Source organism: Pseudomonas sp. FG1, assembly GCF_034313875.1.
GTDB lineage: Bacteria > Pseudomonadota > Gammaproteobacteria > Pseudomonadales > Pseudomonadaceae > Aquipseudomonas > Aquipseudomonas veronii.
This window is the reverse complement of the sequence record NZ_JAVIWP010000001.1, coordinates 729,246-744,662: the sequence shown is the minus strand read 5'-3', so window position 1 is coordinate 744,662 and position 15,417 is coordinate 729,246. Positions and strand designations below refer to the sequence as shown.

Below are 15,417 nucleotides of genomic sequence, written 5' to 3'. Positions count from 1 at the left end.
TTTGCTTATAGGTGACCCATCTTTATTCATTGTCGCGGGCCTGTCACCTGCCCCTACGCTTGAGCCGTCTTATTCAACGGCGAGGAGCGGGGATGGCCAGGCAGGTTTGTATCATCGGGGGTGGGGTCATCGGCCTGGCAAGCGCCTACGCGCTGGTGCGCGCCGGGCATGACGTGACGCTGATCGACGCGCGCGACACCCTGGGCAGCGAAACCAGTTTCGCCAACGGTGGGCAGTTGTCGTATCGCTACGTTGCGCCGCTGGCCGATGCCGGGGTGCCGCTGCAAGCGCTTGGCTGGCTGCTGCGCGGTGATTCGCCATTGAAGCTGCGCCCGCGCCTCGACCCGCAGCAATGGCGCTGGATGGCGGCATTCCTCGGTGCCTGCCGTGGCTCGGTGAACCGGCGCAATGCCGCCCACCTGCTGCGCCTGGCGAGCCTGAGCCAGGCCACCTTGCAGCAGTGGCGCGAGGATGATCGCCTGGACGGCTTCGACTGGCGGCGCAACGGCAAGCTGGTGACGTTTCGCAACGCCGACACCTTCGAGCATGCGCGCCGCAAGGTCACGGATATCCTGCAACAGCAGGTGCTGTCGGCGGCCGATTGCACCCGCCTGGAGCCGGCGCTGGCGAGCGGTGGTTTTGTCGGTGGGATCTACACGCCGAACGAGGAAGTGGCCGATTGTCACGCCTTCTGCCAACGCCTGGCGGCGCGCCTGCAAGCGTCGGGGCATTGCCGCTTCTTGCTGGGGCGCAAGGTCACCGGGATCCGTCACAGCGCCGGTGCGGTGCAGGCCATCGAGTTGGGCGAGGAGGTAATGCCGGTCGAGCAACTGGTCCTCGCCGCCGGGCATCGCAGCGCTGAGTTGGGGTTGTCGGGGCTGGCGCTGCCGCTGTATCCGCTCAAGGGCTACAGCCTGAGCGTGCCGATTGGCGCGCAGCATCGGGCGCCGAATGTGAGCATCACCGACTACGACCGCAAGATCGTGTACGCCCGGATCGGCGAGCAATTGCGGGTGGCGGCGATGGTCGATATCGTCGGTTTCGACGCCGGCCTCGAGCCCAAGCGGCTCGCGTTGATCAGGCGCCAGGCGGTCGAGACATTCCCCTTGGCCGGCGACTACGCCCACGCGGTCGAATGGGCCGGCATGCGTCCCGCCACGCCGACCGGGGTGCCGCTGATCGGCGCCAGTGCCTATCGCAACCTGTGGCTGAACCTGGGCCATGGCGCGCTCGGTTTTACCCTGGCCTGCGGCAGCGGCCAACTGCTGGCCGAACTGATCGGCCAGCACCTGCCATCGATTGATATGCAGGGCCTGGCGCCCCGCGCCGCTTGAATCGTCACACACCAACGGAGAATAACAATGAGAAAAATCCTGTTGACCGGTTGCACCCTGGGGCTTTTGTTCGGCGTGCCGGTTCAGGCGAATGAACCGCCGGCAGAGGGCACGTTGAGTAAGATCGCCAGCACCAAGTCCATCACCTTGGGTTATCGCGATGCGTCGGTGCCGTTTTCCTACGTGGGCGACCAGAGCGGCAAGCCCATGGGCTATTCGGTGGACCTGGCCAACAAGATTGTCGAGCGCATCCAGCAGAAAACCGGGGTGGCCAACCTTAGCGTGAAGTACAACCTGGTGACTTCCCAGACCCGTATCCCGCTGGTGCAGAACGGCACCGTCGACCTGGAGTGCGGTTCTACCGGGGTGACCGTCGAGCGGCAGAAGCAGGTGGCGTTTTCCTACGGCTTCATCTACGTGAAGGGGCAACTGCTGACGGCGAAAGACAGCGGCATCCAAGGCTTCGCCGACCTCAAGGGCAAGAACGTGGTGACGACCGCCGGCACCACCAACGAACGTTTTCTCAAAAGTTACAACGCCGAGCACAACGGCAACCTGTCGGTGATCAGCGCCAAGGACCATGGCGAAGCCTTCAAGATGCTCGAGACCGGCCGCGCAGCCGCGTTCTATATGGACGATGCGTTGCTCTACGGCGAGCGCGCCAAGGCCAGGGACCCGCATCGCTGGGTGGTGGTGGGCGAGGAGCAGTCGCGGGAGATCTACAGCTGCATGGTGCGCAAGGACGATCCGCAGTTTCTCGCGGTGGTCAACGACACCTTGGGCGATCTGTACCGCACCGGTGAGATCAACGGGATTTACCGGCGCTGGTTTGAACAGCCGATCCCACCGAAGGGCCTGAACCTGGAGTTTCCGATGACCGCCGAGTTGAAGGCGATCTTCGCCACGCCGGTCAGCGACCCGGTGGAATAAACCCGCTCCTCGGGCCGGTCAGAAGTCGCCCCACAGTTGTTGGGCGACGGCCAGCGCGACGACCGGCGCGGTTTCGGTGCGCAACACGCGCGGGCCGAGGCGGGCGGCGTGGAAGCCGGCGTCTTGGGCGGTGTCGACTTCAGGGTCGGTCAAGCCGCCTTCGGGCCCGATCAGGAACGCCAGGCTCGATGGCTTGGCATGGCTGACCATCGGCTCGGCCACCGGGTGCAGCACCAGCTTCAGGTCCGCCTCGGTCTGCTTCAGCCAATCGGCCAGTAGCAGCGGTGGATGAATCACCGGCACCGTCGAGCGCCCGCATTGCTCGCAGGCGCTGATTGCCACCTGGCGCCAGTGCAGCAGGCGTTTGTCGGCGCGTTCGTCCTTGAGGCGCACTTCGCAGCGTTCGCTGAAAATCGGCGTGATGGCGTTGACGCCCAGTTCGGTGGCTTTCTGAATCGCCCAATCCATCCGCTCGCCGCGGGACAGGCCCTGGCCGAGGTGAATGTGCAGCGGCGATTCGGCCTGCCCGGCGAATTGTTCGGTCAGTTGCACGCTGACGTGTTTTTTACCGACCTCCAGCAACGTGCCGCGAAACTCCTGGCCGGAACCGTCGAACAGTTGCACGGCATCGCCTTCGCCCATGCGCAGCACGCGGCTGATGTAGTGCGCCTGGGCTTCAGGCAGTTCGTGATCGCCGAGGCTCAGCGGGGTGTCGGTGAAAAAGCGGGACAGTCTCATGTCTGTTCTCTGGAAAAAATACAAAGCTTGAAGGGCAAATCAACCTGGATCGCGAAAGCCTGGGTGGAAGTCTTTGGGCACGGCAACGCTCACCTTGCTGTTGGTGGCGATATCGATCCCTTCGCTGGCCACTTCCGCCAAAAAGTCGATCTGCTCCGGCGTAATCACATACGGCGGCAGGAAGTACACCACGCTGCCCAACGGCCGCAGCAGCGCGCCGCGCGTCAGGGCGTGCTCGAACACCTTCAGGCCACGGCGCTCCTGCCAGGGGTAGGCGGTCTTGGTGGCTTTGTCCTGGACCATCTCGATGGCCAGCACCATGCCGGTCTGGCGCACTTCTGACACATGGGGGTGGTCCGCCAGGTGCGCGGTGGCCGTGGCCATGCGCTGGGCCAGGGCCTTGTTGTTTTCGATGACGTTGTCTTCTTCGAAAATATCCAGGGTCGCCAGGGCCGCTGCGCACGCCAGCGGGTTGCCGGTGTAGCTGTGGGAATGCAGGAAGGCGCGCAGGGTCGGGTAGTCGTCGTAGAAGGCGCTGTAGACATCTTCGGTGGTGACCACCGCCGCCAGCGGCAGGTAGCCGCCGGTGAGGGCCTTGGACAGGCACAGGAAGTCCGGGCGGATGCCGGCCTGTTCGCAGGCGAACATGCTGCCGGTGCGGCCGAAGCCCACGGCGATTTCGTCGTGGATCAGGTGTACGCCGTAGCGGTCGCAGGCTTCGCGCAGCAGCTTGAGGTATACCGGGTGGTACATACGCATGCCGCCGGCGCCCTGGATCAGCGGTTCGACGATTACGGCGGCGACTGTGTCGTGGTTGTCCGCCAGGGTCTGTTCCATGGCCAGGAACATGTTGCGCGAGTGTTCTTCCCAGCTCATGCCCTCGGGGCGCAGGTAGCAGTCCGGGCTTGGCACCTTGATCGTGTCGAGCAGCAGCGCTTTGTAGGTTTCGGTGAACAGCGGCACGTCGCCCACCGACATCGCGGCGATGGTTTCGCCGTGGTAGCTGTTGGTCAGGGTGACGAAGCGTTTTTTGTTCGGCAGGCCGCGGTTGAGCCAATAGTGAAAGCTCATCTTCAACGCGACTTCGATGCACGACGAACCGTTATCGGCGTAGAAGCACCGGGTCAGGCCTGCGGGCGTCATCGCCACCAGGCGCTCGGACAGTTCGATCACCGGCTGGTGGCTGAAACCGGCGAGGATCACGTGTTCCAGCTGGTCGACCTGGTCTTTGATGCGTTGGTTGATGCGCGGGTTGGCGTGGCCGAACACGTTGACCCACCAGGAGCTGACGGCGTCGAGGTAGCGCTTGCCTTCGAAGTCTTCCAGCCACACGCCTTCACCGCGCTTGATCGGGATCAGCGGCAGTTGCTGGTGGTCTTTCATCTGGGTGCAGGGATGCCACAGCACTGCAAGGTCGCGTTGCATCCACTGGTTGTTCAAGCCCATCGTCTATCTCCTCGAAGCGGTCCTGCGCCCGGCGCAGGTGAAACAATCGCGCAAGCCTATGCAATGGAGGCCCGTGTCACAAGCCATTGTGGGGCAATTCGCAGTAAACACAGGACGGTCTGTCACGTTTCTTAGGAATAGTCTTAATCCCTCGTTAACGTATTGTGCCTAGGCTTATGATCATATTTCTCGATATTTCAAAGCAAAAAATTGCGCTTTAATTCGATAGGTAAATCGTTAGTCTTGAGCACAGTTCTTACGGGATTAAGTACATGCAGCTACGTAACTCACCAGCCCGCTACGGCTGGGTCAGCATGGTATTGCACTGGGGCGTGGCCCTGGTGGTGTTTGGTCTGTTCGCCCTGGGCTTGTGGATGGTCGGTCTCGACTACTACAGCGCATGGCGCAAAGACGCGCCGGATCTGCACAAAAGCATAGGCATCACGCTGTTCGCCATCATGCTGGTGCGTATCGTCTGGCGCCTGATCAGCCCGCCGCCACCGGCGCTGGCCAGCTACAGCCGGCTGACGCGGATCGGTGCTGCATTTGGCCATGGGTTCCTTTATGTCGGCTTGTTTGCCGTGATGATCGCCGGTTACCTGATTTCCACCGCGGACGGTGTGGGTATCCCGGTGTTTGGCCTGTTTGAGATTCCTGCCTTGGTTTCCGGCTTGCCGGACCAGGCAGACACCGCAGGCGTGGTGCATCTGTACCTCGCCTGGGTGCTGGTGGTTTTCGCCGGCCTGCACGGCGTGGCCGCGTTGAAACACCACTTTATCGATCGTGATGCGACCCTCACGCGAATGCTGGGGCGCAAAGCCTGATGTTCAACCTCGACTCACAAGGAATAGAAAGCATGTTGAAAAAGACACTCGCTGCTCTGGCAATCGGTTCTGCTCTGCTGTCCGCAGGCCAGGTGATGGCCGCTGACTATGTTGTCGACAAAGAAGGCCAGCACGCCTTCGTCGACTTCAAGATCAGCCACTTGGGCTACAGCTTCATCACCGGTACGTTCAAGGACCTGGACGGCAAGTTCAGCTTCGATGCCGCCAAGCCTGAAGACAGCAAGATTGAGTTCAACGTCCGCACCGCCAGCGTGTTCACCAACCACGCTGAACGTGACAAGCACATCTCCAGCAAAGACTTCCTGGACGTTGGCAAGTTTGCCGATGCCAAGTTCGTCTCCACCAGTGTTAAAACCACCGGTAAGAATGCTGCGGGCCAAGTCACTGCCGACGTGACCGGCGACCTGACCCTGCACGGCGTGACCAAGCCGATCGTCGTCAAGGCCACCTTCCTGGGTGAAGGCAAGGATCCATGGGGCGGCTACCGTGCCGGTTTTGAAGGCACCACCAGCTTCAACCGCCAGGACTTCGGCAAGCAGATGGACCTGGGCCCAGCGTCCAACAATGTTGAGCTGTACGTGACGTTTGAAGGTGTGAAAGCGAAGTAACGCTTCACTTGTTGGAGCGAGCTTGCTCGCGAAAAACGTAGAGACACCGCGTTTTTTCAGGCTGCCAGCGTTATCGTTGACGACCTTCGCGAGCAAGCTCGCTCCTACAGGCAAAAAAACCCGTATCTCACGATACGGGTTTTTTTTTATGCCTCGCGGTTGCGGGTCAGCAGCGCTGGTTTTTCACCACGAGGACGCCCTGGCAACTGATCCAGCTGCTCCGGTGTCGGGAAGCGGTCGGCTTTCGACTCCTTGTGGATGATCTTCGGCGCGGGGCCGCCGCGCGGGTTCTGCACCGCTGGCTCGGACAAGCGTGGCTGGTCGTCACGGGCCGGGCGGCGGTTGTTGCTGCGCGAGTCTTCGCGACGCGCCTGACCATCACGCGGTGCGCCGTTACGCGGGCCGCTGCGCTTGGCCGGTGGCGTACCGGTGGTGCCGCCGCTGCTGTTGCGCGGGCCGTTCTGACGCGCGCCCTGTGGCTGGCCGCCACGCGGTGCGCCAGTGCCAGCGCCCGGAGCCGGAGCGCCTGGACGACGGCCACGGCCCTGGGCCGGTTTGGCCTGGGGCACGTAGTCGACGCGGTTACCGAAGTTATCCACATCGTCGTCGAGGAACTCGTCCGGCGCGCGGTCGGCGCTGGCGCGTGGCGGCTGGCTCGGTTGGCTCGGCTGACGCTGTTCGCGGGCCGGGGTGCCTTCGCGGGGCTTCTGCTCGCGGGCTGGGCGTTCGCCACGGCCGTTGGTCGGCGCTTTTTCCTTGCCGCCCTTGTCCTTGCCCTTGTCGCGACGACCGCCACCACCACCGCCGCCGTTCGGGCCATCGCCCTTCGGACCGCGTGGGTTGCGTGGGTTACGCACGTCCGGACGCTCGCGCACCTCAGGCTTCTCGGCCTCAACGGTGCTGGCATCGAAGCCCATCAGGTCGCCGTCGGCGATTTTCTGCTTGGTCATGCGCTCGATGCTTTTCAGCAGTTTTTCTTCGTCCGGCGCAACCAGGGAGATGGCTTCGCCCGAACGACCGGCACGGCCGGTACGGCCGATACGGTGTACGTAGTCTTCGTCGACGTTAGGCAGCTCGAAGTTGACCACGTGCGGCAGTTGGTCGATATCCAGGCCGCGTGCGGCGATATCGGTGGCCACCAGGATGCGTACTTCACCGGCCTTGAAGTCGGCCAGCGCTTTGGTGCGCGCGTTCTGGCTCTTGTTGCCGTGGATGGCGACGGCGGTGAGGCCGTGCTTGTCCAGGTACTCGGCCAGGCGGTTGGCGCCGTGCTTGGTGCGGGTGAACACCAGCACCTGTTCCCACGCGCCGTGGGTGATCAGGTGCGCCAGCAACGAACGCTTGTGGCTGGCGGCCAGGCGGAACACGCGTTGTTCGATACGCTCGACCGTGGTGTTCGGCGGCGTGACCTCGATGCGCTCCGGGTTGTGCAGCAACTTGCCGGCCAGGGCAGTGATGTCGTTGGAGAACGTTGCCGAGAACAGCAGGTTCTGACGTTTGGCCGGCAGGCGGGCGAGGACCTTTTTCACGTCATGGACAAAGCCCATGTCGAGCATGCGGTCGGCTTCGTCGAGCACGAGGATTTCCACGTGGGACAAATCGACGCTGCCTTGGCCGCACAGGTCGAGCAGGCGACCCGGGCAGGCGACGAGGACGTCAACGCCACGGGACATGGCCTGAACCTGTGGGTTCATGCCGACGCCGCCGAAGATGCAGGCGCTGACGAACTTCAGGTCGCGGGCATACAGCTTGAAGCTGTCGTGCACTTGGGCGGCGAGTTCGCGGGTAGGGGTCAGGACCAGTACGCGCGGTTGGCGCGGGCCATGACGCTGGGACTTGTCCGGGTGACCATTGGGGAACAACCGCTCCAGAATCGGGAGGGCGAAGCCGCCGGTTTTACCAGTACCTGTCTGAGCCGCAACCATCAGGTCGCGACCTTGCAACACGGCGGGAATAGCCCGCTGTTGCACCGGAGTAGGCTCGGTATAGCCCGCTGCCTCGATGGCGCGGACTAAAGCCTCGGAGAGACCGAGGGAAGCAAAGGACATGAGTAATCCTGTTTTAGTTAGGGCTTGGCCCAAAGGGATAATCTTGCCGGGCGTGAATGGCGCTTAGGGGAGCGCAACCCCGTCCGGTCCTGCTGCGTCTGGCGGACACTCCAATGGCTCGCGCGGGCCGCAAAGCTGCGCAGTAGCTGGGTTGGGTGTCTTTTTCAAGACCTCAGCGGCCGGGCGTAAGCCTGGCGGGAAGGTCCGAGTATAACAGAGCAATCACCGCGCGCTGCTTTCCTGCTGCTCAACGGTGTGTTCGTGCAGTGTAATCGGCGCCGCTGCGCTTTGAATACCACCATATTTGGCGCTCAAGGCGGCGTAGGCCGGCTCTTGCTTGAAACGCTTGAGTTCGGCGGCAAAGCGCTGCACCAGCAGGTCCATGCCCGCGCCACGGCGCACGGCAAGGAACTGCTGCTGGCGGCGGATCACGGCGGGCGCCTGGCTGACCTGGCCTTCCAGGCCCAAGGCCGCGATCACATGCTGGCCGACCCTGCGGTCAGTCACCAGCAGATCGATGCGGCCAAGCAGCAATTTGCCGAAGTTCGCTTCATGACTCGGCGCCGGCTCGCGTTGGAACACGCTGGACTCACTGAATTCGGCGCCGTACAGGTAACCCGGCGAGGTGCCCACGGTCAGCCCGCGCAACTCGTCGAGGGTCTGGACCGGGTGGGGCCGCTCATTGGCGTAGAACAGCACGAACTCCACTTCCGACAGCGGTTCGCTGGGGTACAGCAGCAGGGCATCGCGCTCATGGCTGTGGAAAATGTCCAGCGCGCCGTCGGCGTGGCCTTGTTCGAGCATCGCCAGGCAGCGTTTCCACGGCAGGAATTGCCACTGCACATCGACGCCCAGGCGCTGGAACACGATCACCGTGGTTTCATAGTCCAGCCCGCGCATCGTGCCGTTGTCGTCATACACGTAAGGCGCCCACGGTTCGGTGACGATGCGCAATTTCTCGCCGTGAGCGGCCAGGCTCAGGCAAGTAAAAAGAGTCGCAGTCAACAGCTTAAGAAGGGCGGACATGGCCTGAGGTTACGATGCTCCTGAATGAAAGAGAAGCTCTGGCACGCGCATCTGCAAGGATCGTTATTTGGCGGGCGAGGTTATCAAATGTTCGTAGATCGCGCTGCGCCGCTCGCCCAGAATCAGCCTGACCACCGGGTTGGCGAACCAGTGCTCCAGTTGGTGGGCGTCGAGCGGACGTTGCTGGCGCTCTTCCTGATTCTGCCGCGCCTTGTCCCACCACACCGGGCCGCACGCCTGGTCGAACTCGTTCTCGTGCTCGTAGCAACCGTAGAGAACTTCGCGGATGAACTGCTGCTGGTGCTTGGGCAAGAGCAGGGTGATCAGTTTGTACATCAGGCGCTGCAAGCGCGGCGGGCGCGGTAGGTGCGAGGAAACCTGACGCGTGTCGGCCAGGGCCTGCGCGCTGGTGGGGGCGGCCGCATGCTTGGCGATCCACGCCTTGACCTTGGCGCGGAACAACTGCTTGCGGCTCCAGTAATGGTGGATCAGGTCCGGGCACTCGCGCACATTCACGGTGCGGTAGGCGGCGATCGACAGGCAGAACTCTTCCAGGGTGTAGGCGCCCTGGGCGTGGGGGAACAGTTCATCCATCAACTCGATGGAGCGATCGAGGATGTGCGCGTCCTGTTGCGTCAGGCCGATGACGCCGGAGTTGAGGGTCATCATGTCATCGTCGGCCACGCCCATGTCCAGCAGGCGCTGGTGCAGGGCGCTATAGAGGATGCTTTCGTGATTGTCGCCGTACTTGGTGTAGAAGGCGTTGCACAGCAGAGTGCCGGGCTGCACGCGCTCGAACAGGGCTGTGGGCGAATGGTGGAAGAAGGTGTCGGTGTCGATCAGCAGGGCTGTCGACGACTCTTCCAGCACCTGGCGCAGCACCACGTGTTTGGTGCGGAAGTGATAGCCGTGGGGCTCGCTCCAGCGTTTGCGGGTGGCGTCGTCCAGCGGGCGCACGCGTACCGGCAGCAGGCGATAGGGTTCGGGGTTGTCGCTGAATACCTGGATGTCCACGACGGCGTCCGGGGTGTCCTGCAGAAAAGCCAAGGCGCTGGCGATACTGAAGACGGCTTCCTGATGGTAGGTCTGGGCACCGAAAACCAGATACACCAGTTGCGGGCGGGAAGTCGAGGGCACTGTATTCATGGACTGCTGGGTTCCGTGGGCATGTAAAACGACAAAGGCCCTCGTAGAAACGAGGGCCTTGGCACAGCCGGGCAAACTTCAGCGTGGCAGCTTGAGGTTGTTCCAGATGGCAAGGCTAGGTTCAGCCTGGTTCAGGGTATAGAAATGCAGCCCTGGCGCACCACCTTGCAACAATTGTTCACACATCTCACTGATTACCTGTTCGCCGAATGCCTGGATGCTTTTGACGTCGTCGCCATAGGCTTCCAGTTGTTTACGTACCCAGCGTGGGATCTCAGCACCGCAGGCGTCGGAGAAGCGCGCCAGCTTGCTGTAGTTGGTGATCGGCATGATGCCCGGCACGATCGGGATGTTCACACCCATGGCCCGTACACGCTCGACGAAGTAGAAGTAGCTGTCGGCGTTGAAGAAGTACTGGGTGATCGCACTGTCGGCGCCGGCGTTGGCCTTGCGCACGAAATTCTGCAGATCGTCTTCGAAGTTGCGCGCCTGTGGGTGCATCTCCGGGTAAGCGGCCACTTCGATGTGGAAGTGATCGCCGCTTTCTTCGCGGATGAAGCTCACCAGGTCGTTGGCGTAGCGCAGCTCACCGCTGGCCATGCCCATGCCGGATGGCAGGTCACCGCGCAGGGCGACGATGCGCTTGATGCCGGCGCCTTTGTATTGGGTCAGCAGGGCGCGCAGGTCGGCCTTGCTGTCGCCCACGCACGACAAGTGCGGCGCGGCGGGAACTTTGACTTCGCTTTCCAGCTGCAACACGGTGTTGATCGTGCGGTCACGGGTCGAGCCGCCAGCGCCGTAGGTGCAGGAGAAGAAGTCGGGGTGGTAGCTGGCCAACTGCTTGGCAGTCGCCATCAGTTTTTCATGCCCAGCATCGGTCTTGGTCGGAAAGAACTCGAAGCTGTAGCGACGGTCTTGGGACATGGTAATACCCTTGGAAACTCAGAAGCCGACTGTGCAACCCACCTGCACTGCAGGAGCGAGCTTGCTCGCGAAGAACGTCAACGATAACGCGTCAAACAGGCTGTACGCGGTGCCCTTGGGTTTTTCGCGAGCAAGCTCGCTCCTACAGGTTAGAGCAGGTGGAGCTGGTTACTTAGTAGCGGTAAGCGTGCGGCTTGAACGGACCTTCGACGGTCACGCCGATGTAGTCGGCCTGGGTCTTGGTCAGTTGAGTCACCACGCCGCCGAAGCCGCGGACCATTTCCAGGGCCACTTCTTCGTCGAGTTTCTTCGGCAGCACTTCCACGGTCAGACGCTCGGCTTTCTGGGCCGGCGACAGGTCGGCGTACTTCTGGCCGAACAGGAAGATCTGCGCCAGTACCTGGTTGGCGAACGAACCGTCCATGATGCGGCTTGGGTGGCCAGTGGCGTTACCCAGGTTTACCAGGCGGCCTTCGGCCAGCAGGATCAGGTAGTCGTCGTTCTGCGGGTCGAAATCGCCCGAGCCGGTACGGTGAACCTTGTGTACCTGTGGCTTCACTTCTTCCCATGCCCAGTTCTTGCGCATGAAAGCGGTGTCGATTTCATTGTCGAAGTGACCGATGTTGCACACCACGGCGCGCTTCTTCAGGGCCTTGAGCATGTTGGCATCGCAGACATTCACGTTACCGGTGGTGGTGACGATCAGGTCGATCTTGCCCAGCAGGGCCTTGTCGATGCTCGCTTCGCTGCCATCGTTGATGCCATCGATGAACGGCGAAACCACTTCGAAACCGTCCATGCAGGCTTGCATGGCGCAGATCGGGTCGACTTCGGAGACCTTGACGATCATGCCTTCCTGGCGCAGGGACTGGGACGAACCCTTGCCCACGTCACCGTAGCCGATCACCAGGGCTTGCTTGCCCGACAGCAGGTGGTCGGTGCCGCGCTTGATCGCATCGTTCAGGCTGTGACGGCAGCCGTACTTGTTGTCGTTCTTGCTCTTGGTCACCGAGTCGTTGACGTTGATGGCCGGGATTTTCAGCTCGCCCTTGGCCAGCATGTCCAGCAGGCGGTGTACGCCGGTGGTGGTTTCTTCGGTCACGCCGTGGACGCGGTCGAGGATCTGCGGGTACTTCTTGTGCAGCAGCTCGGTCAGGTCGCCGCCGTCGTCGAGGACCATGTTGGCATCCCAAGGCGCGCCATCTTTCAGGATGGTTTGCTCCAGGCACCATTCGTACTCTGCTTCGGTCTCGCCTTTCCAGGCGAATACCGGGATACCGGCAGCAGCGATGGCGGCGGCGGCCTGGTCTTGTGTCGAGAAGATGTTGCAGGACGACCAACGCACTTCGGCACCCAGGGCAACCAGGGTTTCGATCAGCACGGCAGTCTGGATGGTCATGTGGATGCAGCCGAGAATCTTCGCGCCCTTGAGCGGTTGCTCAGCGGCGTACTTGCGACGCAGGCCCATCAGCGCAGGCATTTCGGATTCGGCGATAAAGGTTTCGCGACGGCCCCAGGCAGCGAGGGACATGTCGGCGACTTTGTAGTCGTTGAAATCTGCAGGCGTAATTACAGCGCTCATGAAGAGCCTCCATTCGTAGTGTGCGAATGGGCGCCGTTGTGCGTTTAGTATCAGGCCAGGACAACCAGGCCGGACAACGCCCCATCCGAGCCTGACAGGTCTAACCTGCTGCAGCGCCCCTCGGACAGGTGGCGGGAGAACGGTATCAACTGAAGATGACCGTTTTGAAGCGGGTGCGATTATAGCTGTGTATGCGGCACTTCCCAAGCCTTTCTGTCGGCGATATGAAGATCCCGCATGGGGGCGATAGGCAATGGCGCATAGAGCTTGCGCCCAGGCTCTGCCATGATATTGCCCATCATTCGGCAAGACGCTTTGGAGTGACCATGAACTTCCACACCCGCAAATGGGTAAAACCTGAAGACCTCAACCCCAACGGCACCCTGTTCGGTGGCAGCCTGCTGCGTTGGATCGACGAAGAAGCAGCCATCTACGCGATTGTCCAATTGGGCAACCAGCGCGTGGTGACCAAGTACATCTCCGAAATCAACTTCGTCAGCGCCTCGCGCCAGGGCGACATCATCGAGCTGGGCATCACCGCCACCGATTTCGGCCGCACCTCCATCACCCTGACCTGTGAAGTGCGCAACAAGATCACCCGCAAAAGCATCCTCACCGTGGAAAAAATGGTCTTCGTCAACCTCGGCGAAGACGGTTTGCCCGCGCCTCACGGCCGGACCGAGATCAAATACGTGAAAGACCAGTTCAAGGAAGACAGCCCTCCTGCGTAACCGCACAGCGGTTTGATTGCTTTACCAAATCATTCCGCGTGGATCTTTCCCAGGCTTTCTCACGACTCAGGACTACGTTCTGTATCGAGAGCCTATGTATGAAAGTGTCGTCCAATCCGGCTGAGCAGATGCAGCCGCTTTCGCTCCAGTCATCGCAAGCCCCCCTCAGCCAAGACGTGAAAACCACGTTGGTTGAGGCCGCGGGACCGCGCAAACTGAGTCTTTCCCGCAATATTGACGGCCAGGTGGAGGTGGTGTTGTCGCCGCCACCGCCCAGCCATCTGGTGCTCAGCGGCGGAGGCGCCAAAGGCATTGCCTATCCGGGAATGGTGCAGGCGCTGGAGGACAGTGGGAAGCTGCAAGGTATCCAGGTTATTTCCGGCTCATCCGCCGGCGCGATTTCTGCCTCGTTGCTCGCCAGCGGCATGAGCGCCGAGGTCTTCGGCAAGCTATCGAACCGCATCGACCTGCCGAGCCTGTTGAACAGCGACGACCCGTTGACGGCCTGGCTACAAGAGGCCAGTGCTCGCCTGGGCAAACTCACCCGGCGCTTGCCAGGCCCGGCGGGCAATATCTCTCAATTGTTGCTGACCATGATGCCGCGCCTGCAAACCGAGGCGCGTCCCTTGGAGCAATTGCTGCGCAATGAGTCGCGCCAATCGGTCCTTGCCCATATCGCCGCTACGCCAAGGGCCACCCGGCCTGGTGAAGTCATGAAAATCGCCGACCGGATCAGCGCCGGCGAGGCTCCGACGTTTCGCGATCTTGAGGTGTTGAACCGACATATCCCGGCGATTAAACCGCTCAATATCACCGGCACAGGGATGTTCGACGGCCGCCCGCAACTGGTGACGTTCAACGCCAGCCTGACCCCGGACATGGACATCGCCCGCGCCGCGCACATCTCGGCGTCGTTGCCGGTGCTTTTCAAGCGCCCTGGCGAGCAGGGGCATGCCTTCCAGGAAACCGCCGAAGCCACTGCATTCCAGGACGGCGGCCTGCTGCTCAACACGCCGGCCCCCGGGGTGATCGAGCCCTCGTTTGCAGAAAGCCCGTTGAGCCAGCACGAGTCTCTGATCGTCAAGTTTGAAGCCGAAGACGCAGCGATGCCGAAAAAAGGCGGCGGTTTTTTCAGCAGCCTCGTCGACAAGCTGACGGGAACGCCCCATGCGTCCGCCGAGGCCTATCAAAATGAGCGGCTCAAGGCGTTTGCCGAGCAGACCGTGGTCCTGCCGCTGAAGACGGATAAGGGGGACTTTCGCGGCACGCTCAACGGCACCGTGAATTTCACCATGAGCGCGCAAGACAAGCAGCATCTACAGGCACAGGCGCGCAAAACCGTGGCGGCGCACTTGGAACAACGCGACACGGTGCGCGAGCATCACACGTTTGCCTCGTTGGATGACGCGGTGCTGGCAATGGACGATGCGATGCTGGCCAGTGCGCAAGCAACCTTGCAGAAAGACCCGGCCGCCGCCGCGGTGTTGATGTTCAGACAGAACGCACAACAAGCGCTGCAAACCCTGGACAGTGCCATTGCCAAGGTGAACCAGGCCCACGACACCTTGATCTTCACACCTGAGTTGTCTGCCGCGCTGCGTAACCTGGATGCGCTCGCCAGCCGGCCTGAGCACGTCGAGTGGCTGGGGCGTCGATTGAATGCCGTGGGGCAGCGCAATTTTCAGCAGTTGTTGCAGGTGGCGGCCAAGCAGGCTTCGGGCGCCTCGCCGATGTCCAGCGTCATGGCCAGTGCGGTCGCCGAAATGAAACGGCGCGACATCGCGGTAAAGGCCGAAAACTTCACCCGCGAGGTCATCTACCCATCGCTGTACCGGCCAGGCCAGACCGACGCCAATGTCGACCTGCTGCAACGCGCTGCGGCGGATTTGGCCAAGGCGACCACCCCCGCGGAGTTCAACCGGGTGCTCGACGAGATCATTCGGCACTACGGCGCGCGCAACAAGCCCTGGTCAAAACCGTTCAGTTCGACCACGGTGGAGATGGCCAAGGCCTGGCGCATACCGGTTTAGTTGCCAGGCCACTGAACAGCCATCGCTCC

The 15,417-nt window shown here is 62.0% G+C and carries 13 protein-coding genes and 1 riboswitch; of the genes, 6 read left to right on the top strand and 7 right to left on the bottom strand.

All coding sequences use genetic code 11. The features are described 5' to 3' along the window. Window positions 1-92: 92 nt before the first annotated feature. Window positions 93-1,334 (top strand): D-amino acid dehydrogenase, encoded by a 1,242-nt coding sequence (locus RGV59_RS03490; protein WP_322246883.1) that lies wholly within the window; start codon window positions 93-95, stop codon window positions 1,332-1,334. 27 nt (window positions 1,335-1,361) lie between these two features. Beyond that, window positions 1,362-2,264, top strand: coding sequence for a transporter substrate-binding domain-containing protein (locus RGV59_RS03485; protein ID WP_322246882.1), 903 nt, complete (start codon window positions 1,362-1,364; stop codon window positions 2,262-2,264). An 18-nt stretch (window positions 2,265-2,282) separates the two neighbouring features. Here RGV59_RS03485 and RGV59_RS03480 read toward each other — a convergent pair whose 3' ends face one another. Both RGV59_RS03480 and RGV59_RS03475 read right to left on the bottom strand, forming a co-directional pair. Further along, window positions 2,283-3,002: a 16S rRNA (uracil(1498)-N(3))-methyltransferase gene (locus RGV59_RS03480; protein ID WP_017844975.1), complete on the bottom strand. Its 720-nt coding sequence runs from the start codon at window positions 3,000-3,002 to the stop codon at window positions 2,283-2,285. A 39-nt stretch (window positions 3,003-3,041) separates the two neighbouring features. Then, entirely contained in the window at window positions 3,042-4,448 is a 1,407-nt protein-coding gene (locus tag RGV59_RS03475) for an adenosylmethionine--8-amino-7-oxononanoate transaminase (protein WP_046381777.1), read from the bottom strand. Window positions 4,449-4,720: 272 nt separating this feature from the next. Here RGV59_RS03475 and RGV59_RS03470 point away from each other — a divergent pair, with 272 nt between their 5' ends. Both RGV59_RS03470 and RGV59_RS03465 read left to right on the top strand, forming a co-directional pair. Beyond that, window positions 4,721-5,272 carry a cytochrome b gene (locus RGV59_RS03470; protein WP_017844973.1) on the top strand — a complete coding sequence of 184 codons (552 nt, stop codon included), beginning with the start codon at window positions 4,721-4,723 and terminating at the stop codon, window positions 5,270-5,272. A 32-nt stretch (window positions 5,273-5,304) separates the two neighbouring features. Next, window positions 5,305-5,901 (top strand): YceI family protein, encoded by a 597-nt coding sequence (locus tag RGV59_RS03465; RefSeq protein WP_017844972.1) that lies wholly within the window; start codon window positions 5,305-5,307, stop codon window positions 5,899-5,901. Window positions 5,902-6,047: 146 nt separating this feature from the next. On the opposite strand, the gene RGV59_RS03460 is transcribed toward RGV59_RS03465, so the two are convergent. From RGV59_RS03460 to ahcY, 5 genes are all read right to left on the bottom strand, one after another. After that, the gene (locus RGV59_RS03460; protein WP_046381778.1) at window positions 6,048-7,949 is read right to left on the bottom strand and encodes a DEAD/DEAH box helicase; all 1,902 of its coding nucleotides are present in this window, start codon (window positions 7,947-7,949) and stop codon (window positions 6,048-6,050) included. A gap of 222 nt (window positions 7,950-8,171) precedes the next feature. After that, window positions 8,172-8,975, bottom strand: a complete 804-nt coding sequence (locus RGV59_RS03455) for a substrate-binding periplasmic protein (RefSeq protein ID WP_017844970.1) — start codon at window positions 8,973-8,975, stop codon at window positions 8,172-8,174. 63 nt (window positions 8,976-9,038) lie between these two features. After that, on the bottom strand, window positions 9,039-10,121 hold the full coding sequence (locus tag RGV59_RS03450) for a hypothetical protein (protein ID WP_198864245.1): 1,083 nt from the start codon (window positions 10,119-10,121) through the stop codon (window positions 9,039-9,041). A gap of 78 nt (window positions 10,122-10,199) precedes the next feature. Further along, the gene (gene metF, locus RGV59_RS03445) at window positions 10,200-11,045 is read right to left on the bottom strand and encodes a methylenetetrahydrofolate reductase [NAD(P)H] (protein WP_169884521.1); all 846 of its coding nucleotides are present in this window, start codon (window positions 11,043-11,045) and stop codon (window positions 10,200-10,202) included. A 172-nt stretch (window positions 11,046-11,217) separates the two neighbouring features. Beyond that, window positions 11,218-12,627, bottom strand: coding sequence for an adenosylhomocysteinase (gene ahcY / locus RGV59_RS03440; protein ID WP_017844968.1), 1,410 nt, complete (start codon window positions 12,625-12,627; stop codon window positions 11,218-11,220). A 21-nt stretch (window positions 12,628-12,648) separates the two neighbouring features. After that, window positions 12,649-12,755, bottom strand: a riboswitch (S-adenosyl-L-homocysteine riboswitch). 198 nt (window positions 12,756-12,953) lie between these two features. Here ahcY and RGV59_RS03435 point away from each other — a divergent pair. Both RGV59_RS03435 and RGV59_RS03430 read left to right on the top strand, forming a co-directional pair. After that, window positions 12,954-13,358 (top strand): acyl-CoA thioesterase, encoded by a 405-nt coding sequence (locus RGV59_RS03435; protein ID WP_017844967.1) that lies wholly within the window; start codon window positions 12,954-12,956, stop codon window positions 13,356-13,358. A gap of 98 nt (window positions 13,359-13,456) precedes the next feature. Next, a complete protein-coding gene (locus RGV59_RS03430) occupies window positions 13,457-15,388 on the top strand; it encodes a patatin-like phospholipase family protein (protein WP_322246881.1) in 1,932 nt (643 codons plus the stop codon). Window positions 15,389-15,417: the final 29 nt, after the last annotated feature.

Coding starts and splice junctions, on each gene's coding strand:
- RGV59_RS03490 (WP_322246883.1), top strand. CDS start 93: ATGGCCAGGCAGGTTTGTATCATCGGGGGTGGGGTCATCGGCCTGGCA.
- RGV59_RS03475 (WP_046381777.1), bottom strand. CDS start 4,448: ATGGGCTTGAACAACCAGTGGATGCAACGCGACCTTGCAGTGCTGTGG.
- RGV59_RS03455 (WP_017844970.1), bottom strand. CDS start 8,975: ATGTCCGCCCTTCTTAAGCTGTTGACTGCGACTCTTTTTACTTGCCTG.
- metF (WP_169884521.1), bottom strand. CDS start 11,045: ATGTCCCAAGACCGTCGCTACAGCTTCGAGTTCTTTCCGACCAAGACC.
- ahcY (WP_017844968.1), bottom strand. CDS start 12,627: ATGAGCGCTGTAATTACGCCTGCAGATTTCAACGACTACAAAGTCGCC.
- RGV59_RS03465 (WP_017844972.1), top strand. CDS start 5,305: ATGTTGAAAAAGACACTCGCTGCTCTGGCAATCGGTTCTGCTCTGCTG.
- RGV59_RS03480 (WP_017844975.1), bottom strand. CDS start 3,002: ATGAGACTGTCCCGCTTTTTCACCGACACCCCGCTGAGCCTCGGCGAT.
- RGV59_RS03450 (WP_198864245.1), bottom strand. CDS start 10,121: ATGAATACAGTGCCCTCGACTTCCCGCCCGCAACTGGTGTATCTGGTT.
- RGV59_RS03460 (WP_046381778.1), bottom strand. CDS start 7,949: ATGTCCTTTGCTTCCCTCGGTCTCTCCGAGGCTTTAGTCCGCGCCATC.
- RGV59_RS03470 (WP_017844973.1), top strand. CDS start 4,721: ATGCAGCTACGTAACTCACCAGCCCGCTACGGCTGGGTCAGCATGGTA.
- RGV59_RS03430 (WP_322246881.1), top strand. CDS start 13,457: ATGAAAGTGTCGTCCAATCCGGCTGAGCAGATGCAGCCGCTTTCGCTC.
- RGV59_RS03435 (WP_017844967.1), top strand. CDS start 12,954: ATGAACTTCCACACCCGCAAATGGGTAAAACCTGAAGACCTCAACCCC.
- RGV59_RS03485 (WP_322246882.1), top strand. CDS start 1,362: ATGAGAAAAATCCTGTTGACCGGTTGCACCCTGGGGCTTTTGTTCGGC.